10 protein-coding genes are annotated in these 16,837 nt (G+C 34.4%); 1 reads left to right on the plus strand and 9 read right to left on the minus strand.

The genetic code is table 11. The features are described 5' to 3' along the window. Positions 1–162: 162 nt before the first annotated feature. From IC221_RS28245 to IC221_RS28270, 6 genes are all read right to left on the minus strand, one after another. Positions 163–7,776, minus strand: a complete 7,614-nt coding sequence (locus IC221_RS28245) for a S8 family serine peptidase (protein ID WP_188172151.1) — start codon at positions 7,774–7,776, stop codon at positions 163–165. Positions 7,777–7,786: 10 nt separating this feature from the next. Then, positions 7,787–7,924 carry a hypothetical protein gene (locus IC221_RS28250; protein WP_188172152.1) on the minus strand — a complete coding sequence of 46 codons (138 nt, stop codon included), beginning with the start codon at positions 7,922–7,924 and terminating at the stop codon, positions 7,787–7,789. Between the two features lie 192 nt (positions 7,925–8,116). Then, positions 8,117–9,829, minus strand: a complete 1,713-nt coding sequence (locus IC221_RS28255; RefSeq protein ID WP_188172153.1) for a tetratricopeptide repeat protein — start codon at positions 9,827–9,829, stop codon at positions 8,117–8,119. A gap of 157 nt (positions 9,830–9,986) precedes the next feature. Then, positions 9,987–10,640 (minus strand): DUF2490 domain-containing protein, encoded by a 654-nt coding sequence (locus IC221_RS28260; RefSeq protein ID WP_188172154.1) that lies wholly within the window; start codon positions 10,638–10,640, stop codon positions 9,987–9,989. 44 nt (positions 10,641–10,684) lie between these two features. Further along, positions 10,685–11,476 (minus strand): hypothetical protein, encoded by a 792-nt coding sequence (locus tag IC221_RS28265; RefSeq protein ID WP_188172155.1) that lies wholly within the window; start codon positions 11,474–11,476, stop codon positions 10,685–10,687. 36 nt (positions 11,477–11,512) lie between these two features. Continuing rightward, the gene (locus IC221_RS28270) at positions 11,513–12,133 is read right to left on the minus strand and encodes a hypothetical protein (RefSeq protein ID WP_188172156.1); all 621 of its coding nucleotides are present in this window, start codon (positions 12,131–12,133) and stop codon (positions 11,513–11,515) included. A 268-nt stretch (positions 12,134–12,401) separates the two neighbouring features. Here IC221_RS28270 and IC221_RS28275 point away from each other — a divergent pair, with 268 nt between their 5' ends. Beyond that, complete coding sequence (locus IC221_RS28275; protein WP_188172157.1) at positions 12,402–13,454, plus strand: DUF1214 domain-containing protein; 1,053 nt, start codon at positions 12,402–12,404, stop codon at positions 13,452–13,454. An 863-nt stretch (positions 13,455–14,317) separates the two neighbouring features. Here IC221_RS28275 and IC221_RS28280 read toward each other — a convergent pair. The 3 genes from IC221_RS28280 to IC221_RS28290 all read right to left on the minus strand — a co-directional run bounded on the left by IC221_RS28280 (position 14,318) and on the right by IC221_RS28290 (position 16,442). Next, entirely contained in the window at positions 14,318–15,214 is an 897-nt protein-coding gene (locus tag IC221_RS28280) for a 3-hydroxyacyl-CoA dehydrogenase (protein ID WP_188172158.1), read from the minus strand. Between the two features lie 21 nt (positions 15,215–15,235). Next, entirely contained in the window at positions 15,236–15,949 is a 714-nt protein-coding gene (locus tag IC221_RS28285; RefSeq protein ID WP_188172159.1) for a DUF308 domain-containing protein, read from the minus strand. 115 nt (positions 15,950–16,064) lie between these two features. After that, positions 16,065–16,442: a hypothetical protein gene (locus tag IC221_RS28290; RefSeq protein WP_188172160.1), complete on the minus strand. Its 378-nt coding sequence runs from the start codon at positions 16,440–16,442 to the stop codon at positions 16,065–16,067. Positions 16,443–16,837: the final 395 nt, after the last annotated feature.

Raw genomic sequence — 16,837 nt, forward strand, 5'->3', positions numbered from 1 at the left:
TCTTTTCATAGGAGAAAGATCGGCTTTCTGTCAAAGAAATGAAAATTCAAAATTTTAAAAGAGCGATAGCTCAGTTACTTAAAAATACTCAAGTCATTTAGTACTCTACCAAAAAAAGTAACAAGCTGATTTCGGTAGAATAGTTCTCAAATAATAAATTATTTATTTCTTCAATAATTTTCCAAAGGTGACGGTTTTTCCATCAATGACTAAAGTATAGAAATATAACCCAGAAGATAAGTGATTTACATTGTATATCATTTCCTGTTTACCAGCAGGTCTTTGCCCTAAAGCAAACTGATCTACTAATTGTCCATTATTATGAACAATAATCTGGATTGCTCCTTTTTGAGGTAAAGTAAAAGATATTGTAGTTCTATTTTGTGCCGGGTTAGGGAAGTTACTTAACTTTATTGAAGAAGCTAAATCGTCGATACTTGTTACATTATCATCAGGGTTTTCTTCTTCAGATACAACTTTTACAGGAACAACTACGATGGTAGATGTTTCATGATCGGCTGCAAATAAGGCAACTTCATTAAATCCTTCCTTAAGCGTTGAGATGACAAACTGATCATTGGCAATCCCAGTGATAACCACTCCATCATTATTATTAGCGATAGAATAAGAAAGCTCATCACCATCTTCATCACTAAAGACAGTTTCAGGGTCGATATAATAAACATCTCCTAAAGTAATTTCTATCGTATCCATTGCCGTTCCAATTGGGGCCCTGTTTGTATCGGTGACAGTTACAGTAATTACTTCTTCAGTAGTAAGACCATGTTCATCTGTAGCGGAAATTGAGAAATTGTAATCTCCAGCCATGTCGTAACTTGGAGAAAGAGTAATTTCAATTCCACTTTCGATGGAGGAAGTACCTAGATCTTCAAGGTCTTCCACCTCATATGTGATTTGATGACCTTCGATATCTTCAGCAACAAAATTCAATACTAGTTCTGAAGCTTCAGCTACTTCATATTGATTTTCAAAATCCATAAAAGTTGGAGCTTGATTAAGAATCATTTCTACAGGAATATTTACCCCTTGATGTACGGGGTCATTTGTAGTAATTGCAATTGAAGCATAAACTGTTTTGTCAGGAGCATACATTGCATCAAATAAAGCTTCAATAGTAAGAGCGTCACCAGCTTCTAAAGTACCTTCAGAATGACTTAGAGATAACCAACTTCCCTCAATTTCATCTTTAGCTAAGGCACGCACCATAAAAGCTGTTTTTGACCAACTTGATTCATTGGTTAAGTCGTACCAACCATCAGCATCTGGAATAAAGAAAGTATTTTCAATTCTACTATCTACCGATACAATACCTTGAGGGTATGTGATACCATTTGGATAAACGAATTCAATAAATATTTTTTCATTCCCTAGGAAATGTACTTTTTCAGCTAATTCTAAAATAATGATTTCACCATCTTCATTAAGCTCAGAAATATTCATTGAAAATGACTCTGAGTATAGTGAGATAGGGTTGGCTGTTGTACCAGTATAAATATTCACATCAATTTGTCCTTCGTTAATAGTACCTTTTGATGTAAACCAAGTGGCGACATGTGATAAATCAAACCCTTCAACCGGAGCATCAAAAGCAGTGATTGTAGTAAGTGCAGCTCCAGCATAACCTATGGATTGATCTGCAACAGTTTTATTATCATATCGTAACACTTGATGATATTCTGAATCATCAATAGTATATGTACTTATAGCAGTAACCACATCGTGTGTCAAGGCAGAAGTATTGACTATAGTTGATGTACTATAAGACGCTTCAGATACAGCTCTCATAAAATTAATATTTAAGAGATAATCAAGAGAAGATTCTCCGTTTACGTTACTAATTTCAAAAGCTTTTGATTCTTGGTGCGTATTTGTCAATGCATTTACGTTGAAAGCAGTATCACCATTAAATTCAAAGTCAGGTGGAGCGATCAAGTTTGCTTTGAAAATGATCGTAACATCTGAACCATCAATATTTTTAACAGTGACTTCTTTTGTTACTTCACCTAATTCTGAAATAGTAAAGTCCACTTTGGCTTTTAAACTAGACTTTGGTCCAATGATTACAGGTTCGTATTGTGGATCTTCTGTTCCCCACCATTTAGAGAAAATTTGGAATGGATACACCCACATCTCTGTTGTTGGCCATGGTGACGGCGGAGTTTCAATTAATTCCCACCAAAAAGCAGGTCCTTCTCCAGTAATTGGACTACCAAATCCTTCAGAGTAAGATAGCTCATCTTCTTTCAACGTATAAACATCAGTTCCGATATTCTGTAACTCAAATTCATAAGTGAATTCTTTTGAGCTTCCATCAGAAATAATAGTTCCAAAGTCTACTTCTGTTTCACTCCAAGAAAGTTCATACTCCCCTGTTACGTTTACAGTTACTGGAATAGAAATATTTTCAGCACCTGGTGTTTGGTTGACGAAAACTAGATCATGATTGTAAGTACCGCCTAATAGATCTTTAGCGTCTACTGTAAATGTAATAGCTTTTGTTTCCCCGACAGGAATTATAGTTTTTTGTGATGGAGCATATTCAACAGCGAGGCCATCTGTGATATAAGGGCGATAGAAGTTGTTCATTACACCTTGTGTACCATCCTCATTTTCCATTCCTAACGTAAAGTATTTATTAAAAATGTTAACGGCATCTTGATCGATGGTTTTGTACTGCATTTTAATAGTACCATTTTTATAAAAAATAGTTTGAGCAGAGACATAACCACCTAAGAAACCATAATAGTGAACATAACGCTCATAAGTGACGATTAACTTTTCATCGTCTGACCACATCCATATCCCTTTTCTAGGATCTTCATCCCAATAGTCTTCTCCAACATTTGACCAGAGTGGTGCAATAAAGTTATGAGGAGCCTCTTCTCCATTTGGAATTTCTATGTTAAAAGGTGGGCAAGTTTCTGTAGGCTCTGTAAAAGTGATGATACCAAAGTAACCTATCCACATTTTATTGTAAGTATCATTCCAGAAAGGTAATTCAAATGGGAGGTCTACTTCTTGCCAGAGCAAGTATTGATCTTCTACTTCAACTTTAGTCCCTTCCTTTGTGATGTCTACCCATTGGAATTCAGGGGCATTAGGATCAATTACACCATCTAGTTTGTCCTTATTATCTTTCCAAGCATATGTAAAGTCCTGAAGCCCGCTTATACTCATCGCTTGAGTGGTTTGCTCATATAACCATGTAGTACCTGAAGGTAGAACTTCTAAATCTGCCGTTCCATTGTTCGTGATATCTACAGTGAAAGTTGTAGTCTCTCCTACTACTAGATCAAAAGTCTTTCTCTCTTGATCATCTAGCACAATACCTGGAGCTTCAATGACAGTAGCTTCAAGGTTAAAAGTATAGGTTTCACCATCTCCATCGGTAAAAGTGATCACTTCAGAGAATGTACCTGTCTCCTCTGTATCAACATTAACTTTCACATAAGTTCCCAACCTAGGAAGGATATCGAAAACCTCTTTATCTACGGAAAATTTAGAATCAACACCCCCTCCAATGGAAGTAGAGACGATATTTACGATGGCACTTCCATTATTTACAAAAGCGATATTATGTTTCTTCTCAGCAGTTTTAAAAACTTCTCCTAAGTTAATATCTTTATCAGAAGTAGTTAAATCAGATACACCACCATCAATAACATCCACTTTTACTGTGAAGTGAGCGATAGGTTGAAGAGGATCATTGTTTACTACTGCAATGTTTTGAATATTCATTCCCTCTACTAGGTTTTCAGTATTTACATCGTAAGTAATTTCTACTGAAGCCCCTTGAGGAATTACACCTTCTGTGTGGGATAAATTAGAAATAATATCAGCTCCTGGATGATTTACTCTAATGACAATATCTCTATAAACAGGATCAAATAACAATTCTGGTTTTGCAACGAATTCATAGATGTAAAAACCATCTTGTTTGTCTGGACTTTCAAGACCTACAAATGGGTCCGTTGCTTTGCTATTACCCCATCCCATATCCTTATAACGCATTTCAATATTACCATCATAGAATAAAACAACCTGGAATGTCATTAAATCTTGTGACCTGAAGTGAGCTTGCTTAGGAAGCATATCCTTGAATTCTGCGATAACTCTATCATCAAAACGTTTAAATAAGATTTTTGAAGTAGGTGCAAAATCCATATACTCATAAAGGAATGCGATATAACCATTTGAAGTGAAATCTCTTCCTAATAATTGACCAAATGATCCGTTAACAGGGTCTTTGTCATCTATAGCGAGCATCCCAACATGCGATAAGTACATTTCTGAAACCAATGTATCATAGAATGGGAAGTTGAACCCTAAATCTACCTTTACAAAGTCTAAGAAAGGGTTTGATCTAAAAGTGTCTGTATAATCTATGACATCTTCCGTATCATCAATTTCTTGCCATGCTCCAGCGTCAGTATATTTTTCCCATGAGTACCCAAATCGGTGTGCTCCTTCAACAATAGCGTCAGTGTATTTAGGCAAAGAGTAGGAAAGAGGATAATTTCCTGTATTCTCAATTACAACAGAACCCTGTGTAGTTTCACCTAAAACAGCTGTGAATGTTTGTTCTAATGGTGTTATTGCTATTTCTGCAGGCTCTTCACCATTACCAAAAAGATGAATTTCTACAGAGTAACCTTCCCTATCTGTAATTGTGATTTTATCATTTTGATTACCTGCAATAGTAGGTCGGTAAGTGACAATGAAATCTTCTGAAGCTCTAGGGTAAACACTGTATGGTTTATTAGAAACAGTGAAATCACTTTCTTCATTATACTCCCAAGTTAAACCACCTTTAAAGACACCGTAACCATAATTATCCAATTTGATGACTACTTCTTTTTCTCTACCGATCTGTATACTTCCAAAATCTACTATTGATGGTGCTATTACGTTAGGTTCATGCCCTGAAATATTTACCTTTACAGGAATTCGAACTTCTTCTTGGAGAGGATCATTCGATTCAAGAATTATATTTGATTCTACATATCCATTTTTCAAATGACTAACATCAGCAGTTAATTGAATTTCTGTTGAGTCTGAACCATTTATTTCACCCTTCATAGGTGATAAAGTGATATGTTCTCCTGCATATTGTTTGTCGGATTCAAGGCTTACCACAAAGGCCATACTTGATGTACCTAATGCTTCTGAAAGTAGTTGCCAGTTTTCTCCATCATCGAAACTCATCCATTGGTAATAACTATTCGGGTCGTTATTTACATCACTGATACCTACAGGATATAAGTTACCTGCTGGCGTTTTGTATACTAACCAAAGAATAGTTTCATAAGGGAAAAACATTGTTTCTCCATCCTCAAAAGAAACCGTTTTTGATCCTATTGAAGTGTCTGTTATTTCTCTTTCTAATATTTTTCTGGCACTAGAAAGGTTTGGTCCTTCATAAATCTCTACAACCGCATTTCCTACTGTTAGCTCATTTAACCAAACCGTAGCTTTTGTTAGGTTGAATCCTTTTTCATTGGAAACAATAAACGCTGAAGCTGTTGCATTAGGTAATGATAAATCAACTTCTCCGATAACCATACTTGCTCTATCACTGTTGGAATAAGTAAGGTATTCATTTTCGAAAGGTTCCAAATCTTCAGGTGTCTCAGCAGTGAAAACTTGAGGTTGGATTCTACTTTGAGTACCTATATTGCTCTCTGAAGAAAATGTAGACCCAACATTTGGTAAAGAGGTACTCCATGTTTTTATGTATTCATAAGTTTGGCGAATTGAAGTAAATTCCCAAGTCAATAGAGCATCATTAGAATTACCAATTTCAAAATTTGTTTGAATAATGGGATTTACTGTAACATCTGCATATAAATCTACTGATGGAGACCATGGATTTGGTGCCATAGGATAATCCATCATTGGACCTCCATTTGTAGAAGTAGTAAGACTATTAGAACTTTCTGAAGTATTGCCCCATCGATCTACAGCAATAATAGCAAAAGAATATTGAGTGGAATCAGCAAGTTCCTCAACTGAGAATAATACCTTGTTTCCAGCTTCTTCTGAAGAAAAGAAAGTGATTGGTTCCTCATCAAAATCAACAGTTTCTCCCTCATTATTGTAAATGAAATATTTGCTTGGCTGATTGTCATCTTCATCAACAGGTACTGTCCACTCAAGTTGAATAAATTTGTCAGTGATTCCTTTTGCCATTAAATCTGTAATAGCCAAAGGTGCTAAGCCTTCATTTTCTATGACAGCTAAACCGGCATCGATTAATCCTGTGCCCATTTTACCTTCATAGTATGGGTTTGTGTCGTCTAAATTTTGAGTTGAAGAAAGTAATTGATTCCATAATAAATCAGGTGTGTAATTTTCTCCTCCCATTGCAGAAAGTACCAAAGCAGCAACACCGGAAATATGAGGACAAGCCATTGAAGTGCCCTGTAAATAGCCATAACTGTTATCAGGCAAAGTACTTAAAACACCAAATTCTAGTACTTGGTTAATATCGCCTCCTGGAGCAGTGATATCAATCCAGTTACCATAATTAGAATACCATGCTTTTTCTCTTTGAGCGTTGGTAGAGGCAACTGCTAAACAGTTTTCATAAACGGCAGGATAAAAGTCTGCATCCGAGTTACTATTACCTGCAGCTACGATAACGACACCTCCTTTCATTGGGCTTCCCTCAAAATCTCCTGCCTCAGCAATAAAGTAATCTATTGCATCTAATGTTGCTTGTTCAAAAACTCCTGGAGATGTCCAACCCCAAGAATTTTGAGAAATAACAGCACCATTATTCGCTGCATACACAAAAGAAGCAGCAGTATTATTGTAAGGTCCGCCTAATATTTGGCAAGGCATAATTAATGTACCATCTTGATTTCCGGAACCACCTGCTACACCTGCTACACCTATACCATTATTACTAACGGCAGCCACTGTACCTGATACGTGAGTACCATGTTCCATCGCATCAACAGTTGCAGAGTTGTTCGCAAAGTTGTAACCATATACATCATCAACATAACCGTTTCCGTCACTATCTACACCTTCTTCTCCCTCTAATTCGGCAGTGTTTACCCAAATATTATCCCTTAAATCTTCATGGTTAATATCAATACCTTCATCATGAACGGAAATAATTACGTTACGATCTCCTTGGGTAGTACTCCAAGCTTGAAGAAGATTGATACTCGCATTTTCGACAAAATTATTTTGACCTTCATTGGCATAATGCCATTGATTTTCTAAAAGAGGATCATCGGAAGTTACTGATTGTGTACTCAACGTTTTGAGTTGATCCACTGTAAGTACCTTTGCACTTTTTTTACCCCCAATAATTTTTTTCTCTAAAATTGGTTCAGATAATTCAACTTCAGCAATTTGGCTATAAGCGTTTGCTACTAGTTGAGGATCAACTGAGGGATCAATTTCAATTTGATACCATAAATGTAATCCATGTTTTATGAGTTTATGCTCATTTTTTGCATCATAGGGAAACACCCTTGTCATATCATGCCCTTGGTAGTGTGTTGATGTAGCATCAAACGCTGATATTCCAATTTTGGCAGTTGAGTTTACTCCCATTGGTGAGAGTTGCACAAGTGCTGCAGCACTTTCTTTTAGTTTTACTCGGATGAAACCTCTGGCTTCACCTTTCTCGGTATAGGTTACCGGAGATGGTAGTTGCTGTGCATTTAACGTCCCCGGATTAATGGTATTAATTCCGATTGACAGTAAAAGCAAAGCAGCGTAAAGTTGTAGCTTTTTCATCAATAAAAGTTTATTTAAATGAATTGGAAGAGGAAGCAAATTTTTTATATAGCTTCCGAAGTACGTCGATCTCTTTCTTTCGTACCTCTATTAATTTTAGAAGCTCTTCTTTGTCATCAGAAGGCTTTTGTGTTTGTTTAGCTGGCATATCAAAAAAATATTAGACCAACAGAATCTGCTACAACGTTACGAGTTTGTAAATGAATTTTAACAATAAGATAATGCTATTAAATTGCTACAACAATAGCTATTAAAATGCTACTAATACTACATTCTTTGTAGTTGTATCACTACTACAATTATGCTACATTCAAATATTAAATAATTGACTATTAGTGTTTTATTGTTTTTCTTGTTTAATTTGTTCCACTGTAAGGTTAGTATGGTCAAATCGGCTTAAAAAGCTTTGAAAATCGATTTCTGAATTGATTAACCCTAACTTTTTCCTTAGACGATAACGGGCAACTTGAATTGATTTTATACTTTGGTGAGTGATATTTGAGATATCTTTTGTACTTAGGTTTAGCTTAAGAAAAGCACATAGCTTTTTTTCATTAGGTGTAAGGTTAGGGTAGGCTTTTGTTAATTCATCAAAGAAGTTATGATGAACTTGACCAAAACGAACCTCTAGCTCTTTCCAAATTTCACCTTGAGTTGATGTTTGTAAATTGTAAACAATTGAGCGTATCTTCTTTCTGCTTTTAGCATCTAATTGTTCATCAATAGACATCAGTTCTTCTGAAACAGCATTGATGAGTTCATTCTTTTGCATCAAGTGCATGATATTGGTTGTAATTTCTTTATCCTTAAAAGAAACTTCTGCCTTTAATTTTTCATTTTGTTCTCTTACCCTTTCCTGTTCTACAATTGCGAGTTCTTTCTCAATCAATGCCTTTTCCTCATTGTCCTTCGCATTTTGTGTTTTTAATCGATGAAAACGGAAATACATACCACTAAAAACGATTAACAAGGCTATAACTACTCCTAAAAATATCAACAGGTATTTTTGTTCTTCTTTCTCTTGGATTAATTGAGCTTGCTCTAATTCAAGAAGATGTTTTTCCTCTAGTTGATTGATTCGTCTAGAATTGGCTTTCTCGAAAATGACATCGGAGTATTTTTTATACTCTTCAAAGTGAACAAGAGCACTTTCTAAATTATTCTGATGTTTGTAATAGAGGTATAAATTATGATAGACATTCCGGATATCAATAGGTGACTTTAAGGATAAAGCAACATCTAGTGCTTGTAGGTATAACCTTTCACTCTCTTTAGTGTTATTCAAACGGATTTGATAATCTGCGAGAGCTAACAAGGAATTGATTTCACCTTGTTTATCAAAGGTTAGTTTCTTGATTCTGAGAGATTCTCTAAAAACTGGAAGAGCATCATCATCACGTCCTACTTTGATATACTGATTCCCAAGGTTATGCAAGGCTTTTCCTTTCAATACCAATAATTCTTCCTCATTATTACAAAGGTTAATAACTTCTTGAAATCTCTTTATAGCAATCTTATTATCATTTAACTCATCATATAAAGTACCTTGATTTAGAAGAATATGGGGGATCAGTTTTTTGTTGATCTCAGAAGGTAAAGAACTAGCACCCTTCAACGCATTAAGGTATTCTTCTTTTGCTTTATCATAATCTTTTTCCCTTTGATGAATGGAACTTAAATTAATCAATGTCTTGACTTCATATTCATGATCATTGATTTCTTTGAAAATCCGTTGAGCCTGATAATATGCCTGTTTGGCCTCTACTGTAAAGCCTTTGTAGAGGTAAATATTTCCTTTGGTATGATACAACTTCCCTAAAAGTTGAGAGGAAGGAAGGTCTTCCAACAACTCAATACCCTCTACGGTATAATCAAGAGATATATCTAAGTCGTTGTTTAGATTTGCATTAGAAAGTTGTAATAACAATTCTGCTCTCTCATTAGTTGTATACGTTTTTGCTAATTTTTCTCTAAGAATATCAGTAGAGTCAGAAGCAAATATTTGGTTTAGGCTAGTGATAGTAGTAAATACTATGAGTATAAATTTTTTCAAATTGTTTTTAGTAAATATATTGTTAGTACTTAAACAATAAAGATGGAAGTTAGATATTTCGATGTCAATAAATTTATAATATAATTGATTCTCTTTCACTTTATTTAAAGATTAATAATGTTATTTACTTCAATTTTTTATAAAACCTGCTCATTACCTATCGCCTTATCCTTATTGGATTTATCGAATGGTCGATTTTGATTCTGATCATATGAGGTGAATTGAAACGATCAATTTCTGTATTGGAATAACTATTTTCCTTGATGTACTGAAGCGTGATTAATGTGTTTTTAAAAGCATACCTTGTTATCCCAAAATACCACCTGTTATTGGTGACTTGAAATGAATCTAGGTTGATAAAAGGTTCACAACCTAGAGAAATTAAACCTGCACTAGTAGAAAACTTTATCATAGGGTTGTATCTCACCCTGTAGTTAGTTTGGTCAAGTTGGGGGAAATATTGCTCTTCAAAACGTACTCGAAGAGAAAAAGTAAACGAAGAAAAATCCTCTTTATGCATCAAGTCTTGATAAAATCGAAGTTCACTTGCTGATTGAGTACCTTGAACATGCATTACACCTGCTCTCACACTTACATTTTCAATAATATCATACTTCAAACCTGATCTTATTTGCCACCTTTCCATTCCCTCAAAATCACTTCTATATCCAAGATCTGTATCAATAGAAAACTTGTAGGATAGATTCATTTTATTGAAATAATGAAACCAAGCAATCTGATCTTGGCCATAACTCACCGTCAACTTCAGGAAAGTAAGGAGGATGGTCAAAGAAATGATTCTTGGTTTCATAGTAGATGATAATTAGGATAATAAAAAGGAAAAAATCGTACTGATTATTTTCTTAATACAATAGTAGTGACGACTCTAAACTCCCCTTTTGGAGCATGATCAGGTCTTACTACATTATGGTAATATTGTACACCAAGGTTTACAGGTACTTTACCTCCTATAAAGACAAGTTTATTTATACCTCCACCTACAGGAATTGTCCATTTTTGCCCTTTATCTGCATTCCAATTGGCTGTAATGGTCGGAAAAGTATTGACCACCCATCCATTTCCAATGCCATAGGCAGCAAGTGCTTGCCAAACAAAACTGCTTACATCTGCCCTGTTTTCATCTCCTGCAATAGAAAAAGTTTGTCGCATGACCATATCAAATGTCCATTTTGGAGTTTGATAAACCATTACCAATGCCGCACCTGCTCCCCATTTCCCGGTACCTAACATTGGGTTGGAAGCGGTTGGAATATCAATAGATGGACCAATACCCCATGCTAATTTGTTTGACTTTTTTGGTGACAAGAAAAAGGAGTAATTTAAATCGCCTACTCCCCAAGTACTTTGATTTCCTTCGGTGGTCGCAGGTAAATGCGATATATCAATCACACCTCTATGGATTAAATTAAAGTGCTTATGTTCATTTGCCATAATAGGTTGTAACGACATGGTATAAATGGAACCATCATAATTAGGAGACCCAACACTCACATTATTTTGAATCGGTAGTGCAACGATATTGGCTAAAGGATTTTGAAGCTTTGATGCTAATTCATCTTTTTGGGCCATTGAGGTATGTACAAAACCCAATAAGAAAAAGCTTAGATATAAAATAACATGTTTCATTGTAGTTTCTTTTTGATAAATGGATAACTAGTATTTTTAGCTATTTAAATTATGGTTGTGGTAATCTTGATAAGGGTTAGGGGATGAAAGTTTTTGAATCTCAATTAAACTTTCTTTTTCTTGAGCATTCTTTTTCAATTCCTTCACTTTCCTTTTCTGCTCTTTTTTACAAGCTTTCCACTCTTTTCCGTTGAGTACATACGCCTTATCAACAGTTTTCATAGTTAGAGCCGCTTGTGTTGTAGGAATAGGTGCAACTGCCCAGAAAATTGGGTTTCCAGCTACCGCCAGAGTCCATCCAGCTACTGCTAAAGTTTGTGAGGTCCTGGATTTTTTATAGCGTTTAGTATTATAATACTCCAAAACGTGCTGATCCATTTCCTTGATCATTAGGTCATATTCCTCAACGAAATGTGCTGTTTTATCATAAGTGTCAAGGGATTCATAACGAACATATTCAATATCTGAGATAGGAATATTCTTATATTCCCCCATTCTTTTATAGACAATTTCAGTTGGTGTCGATTTCTTTTCTTTTAATTCTCTTTTTGAAATAGAAATCAACTCTCCATCCTTCATATGTATATTAATGTTATCTGCTTCTGTTGGAATTGAAATAGCAGAGATGATAGATTGTGCAATGACTACAATAGGCATAATTTCCAATTGTTAGGTTGATGATAATTTGATGTATATGCCTTTATAAACGGAATTTCAGTTACTGAAAAATGATACTTAAATGTAATTTTATAATCAAAAACAGGAATTATATAATAAAGCTTTGTATTGTTATGGAGTAAGAATATGATTTTACAAGGAGAAAATTCAATTCTCGTTTTTCGTTATTTTTTTGACAAAAATAGACATTGAAAGGAATATTGAAGTCGTTAAAGAGAGTGTGTTCAATCAAAAAAATTACAAGAAAATGAAAAAAATCTATGCTTACTTTCTAGTTATCGGATTAGTTATTCTATCATCATTAGCAGTTGCACAAGACAATAAATCAATCTCTGTTACAAAAGATAATTACGCTAATGCAATGGCTGATATGGCCATGAATAAAGAGTTTTTACAAGGTGCAAATAATATACAGTGGCACCACCATTATAATGTGATGCAATTGGATAAGCAACCAGCTCCAATGATGAATAGAGATACCAAATATTCTTTTTCGATTATGGATGGCGGTGGAGACGTTGCTATAACTCTACCCGAAACAGACGGTCGTTATATGTCATTGCATGTTTGGAACGATAATCATGTTACTTATAAAGTTTTCTATGGTCCTGGTAGATATGTTATTCCAGCTTCAATGACTAGCGACTATTTTGTTGCTAATGTCAGAATTCAAGTAGATGCAAAAGATCCAGAAGACATCAAAAAGACCTCTGAATTTCAAGATTTGTTAGAAATTGAATATTTAAATGGGTATGAACCTCAACCTTTTCAAGTGAAAAACTGGGACATGGAAGAGTTCATGAAAGTACACCAACACTATGTACAAGTTGCCAATGAAAAAGGAGTAGAAGGCTCAATGGGAACGTTAGAAAATCCCGTTTCTAAAGAAGATACTAACCGTGGTATTTCAATAGCAACAGGTCTTTTACCAGATGAAGATGCCGCTTATTTAACAGCAAATTATAAAGTTGAAAAAGGAAATTCATACACAGTAACTTACAATGTTCCTGAATTAAAAGATACTGAATTAGGGTTTTACTCTATCACTGTATATGGAGATGATCAGCATTTGAAAACGGATGAAGGTTCTTCGATTAGTAACCGTGAAATTCAATTGAATGCAGACGGAAAAACTTTTGATATACACTATGTATTTGAAGAAGATTTTCAGAACCGTCCAAATGAATTGATCATGCCTTCTGAAGATTTTTGGATTAATATGAGAGTCTATATTCCTGCAAAATCTATTATTGATGGGGAGTATAATCTACCTAATATAAATACACAAAGAGAAAATTAGAATACTTTAGTAAGTTCATAATTATCCTACCTCTGAGGAGTCTTCATTGACTTTTTAGAGGTTTTTTTATTGAATAGAATATTGAGTTAGAAGTTTAAATTCGACTTAGTAGAAGTATTTTTTTCATAAGAGGTATAGCTTGATTTGTTTGCTATTAACATTTACCTTGTGGTAGGCTATCATATCAGTGCTAAAATATAGAATAGGAAACCAAATTATTAGGTAAAGAAGCATTACGTCAAAAATTAGATGAACTTTTTAAAAATCAGAAAATTTAGTGCTTTGTAAACTAAATTACAGCAAAATTTCAATCAATTATTTTGTAAGCTTTTATGTCCTACTTTCAAGCTTCCTTCTTCTTCATTTTTCCATTGATGAAAAACGAAGCAAAAAATCTAGGCTTAGAAGTCAAAAGCTAAATTTCATTCCTCTCGCCTAAATGATTTTAAACTCGCTTTGCTCAAACAAGAAAATCATTTTTAACGGCTCAATTCATGAAATTCTTAACGCTTTTCCCTTCAATGCCAGGTGCAGTACTACTAAACTAAAATGGTAGAAAGCTCAATGGCGCGAATGTTAAGCGTCAGCGTCATTCGTGTCCTTCAGATCATCAGAAATCTCCTGATTTCTAAACACCATGAATAAGGAAAACTTAATTTACAATGCATTTAGTGTGGTTGTTAATTATTTGAAGTGAAATATATTTTGTCATGTGGTTGATCATGTATTTTCAAGCTAAATAGAAATTGTAGACATGATTATTGGTACTTTGTTGTAGTAAAAACAACAAATAAAAAAATCGGTAAAACTAGAGAAAAGTACCTCTAGTTTTACCGATTTTTTTTTATGAATCCAAACTTCTCTTAACTCAGAAAATTCTCATCCTCATAAGCAGGGTTAGGGTATTTATAGAAACCTTCACCTGACGAAATTCCCATTTTCCCTTTGTCGATAAAGTTGTTTTTGATGTAATGGGCACGATCAAAAGCTAACTGATCTCCTGTACTTTCCCCAACAAATGTATAGATGTTGTAGATGGTTTGCATTCCAATGATGTCCATAATACCCAATGGACCTACTTTGGTATTGGTACAAATCATCCAGGTTTTATCGATACTTTCGATGTCAGTAACATTATTTCTCAATAAATCGACACCTGCTTTTAGTAAAGGAATCAGAAGAGAATTAATAATATAGCCATTCTGTTCTTTGTGAATAGGAATTGGAACCATACCTATTTCCTCTGCAAATTTTAATACTCTATTAAAAACCATGGGATCAGTACCGGAGTGTCCCATCACTTCACCGATGTTCGCGTCCCAAATTCCATTAGCAAAATGTAAGGCCAGGAATTTTTCAGGGCGGTCCGTAAATGAGGCGTAATCACTCGGCAGGGTGGCTGAAGAATTGGTTGTGAAAATGGTTTTTGCAGGAGCAAATTGTGATAACTTCGTATAAAAGTGCTTTTTGATTTCAATATTTTCTGGAATAGACTCATTCACTAAATCAATATCCCTTGAGGCTTCTTCTAAATTGGTGGTATATGATATTCTTTGGAAGGCATCATCTCTTTCTTGTTCAGTCATTCCTCTTTCGTTTATAAATAATAAACCAAATGCCTGATGATAACTTTTACTTGTTTCTAGCCCTTTTTCAAAAGCATCATACACTACAACATTAAATCCTTTTACTGCACATTGCCAAGCAACTTGAGAACCAAGGTTCCCTCCGCCAGCAATCATTATATTTTTTATATTCATTTTTTATAGATTTTAGGGAGCTTACAGATAAATAACATCATCTTTTGAAGAGGAAGATTTTTGAGTTGAATTTTTAAACTCCTCTTCAGTAAGTACTTCAATTTCATCCTCTTTCTCCATTTCTGTTTCTGAAATAGTATCCTTATCTGTTTCCTCTTCTTCAGTAGTAGAAGCCTTCTCTTCTTTAAATTTTTTATTTAGTTTTCTGTACTCTAATCCTAGAATAATACTATAAACACCCGAAGAAATAAAGGCTATACCCGCAGTGAATACAATACTAAAACCTGCAAATAGAGGATTAATAATCAATATGGTAGATAGAATGACACCAATGACACCGGCTCCAATTGGTAGACTTCCCAACCCTGTTTCTTTTTGAATTTGACTCCCTAAAGTGATTCCAACTATGGATTTAGCAAGGAAAAGCAAACCGATATACAAAGGCATTACCGTGGCAGAAAACCCAGGGTTTAGAACTAAGAAAATGCCTATTCCGATGGAAAACAGTCCATAAAATAAAGTCCATCCCCACCCCTTTATTTTTTTTCTATTCATGATGGAGAAAATGATTTCAGAAAAACCTTCAATAATATATAAACAGGCAAATACCACAGCTAAGCTAACATAACTGACAATAGGAAATGTGAAGGTCAACATTCCAGAAATAATGAAAGTAATTCCAGCAATTAATAATAAATACCAGTAACGAACGGTTGATTCTAAATTTTTAAACATGATGATATGATATGATTTTGATTTTAATGTGATAATAAATTGATATGATGATTTAGTGATAGGACTGTAAAAAGTCCATCTATTGTATTAGGTAACTCAGTAGCATAAAGGCACCTTACTCAAATTTTAAAGGTTTGTTTCCAATCAGTACTCTTTTGTCTGTAAACTGGACAAAGACTTCATAGTGATCGAAATATTTTTGTCCTTCATATAGAGAAGAATTTGTACCGATATAGATATTGTCAGACATTACTGTTTGAGCCAGTAATTCAAACATTTTTACTGATGTATAAGAATACTCAACACCAATAGGTTCGATTTCAAAAATCATAGTAGAACCTTTGTGCGAGACGTTGATATTAATTTTTCCCTCTTCATCTCTTGGAATTTCTTGTCTAAACTCATCAATAAATAATCTCTTTTGTGATTTGCATGAGTTAAATAGGTATAGAGAAAGTAAAGCTGTAGAAGCAATTAATAAGATGTTTTTCATTTTCTTTTGACTGATGAAAGTTGTTAAGTATGTCTGTATAAACGGGAAAGAGGATAGCTAGAAATGTCAAGTTTCAGCAAAAGAATACTCAAAAATCGGAATACTAACAAAGAGTACTACTTGCACTTATCAAGTATACCTTATATAGGGGAAAAGAGCTTTTGGAATAAGAAGATCAGCAAAAAAACATAATTCTTATTTTTCATTATTTTTTTACAAAAACAGATCATTTTTAAGAAATGAAAAGGCGTTAGAGTAGGTATGTTTCACAAAATTAAAAACGAAAAAATGAAAAAGATCTATTCTCTAATTGCCGGCTTATTAGCTATGACATCAGTAGCAACTGCTCAAACAGATACTCCAATTGATGTTACACCAGAGACGTTCAATAGAGC

This window comes from Flammeovirga sp. EKP202, assembly GCF_014534745.1.
Lineage (GTDB): Bacteria > Bacteroidota > Bacteroidia > Cytophagales > Flammeovirgaceae > Flammeovirga.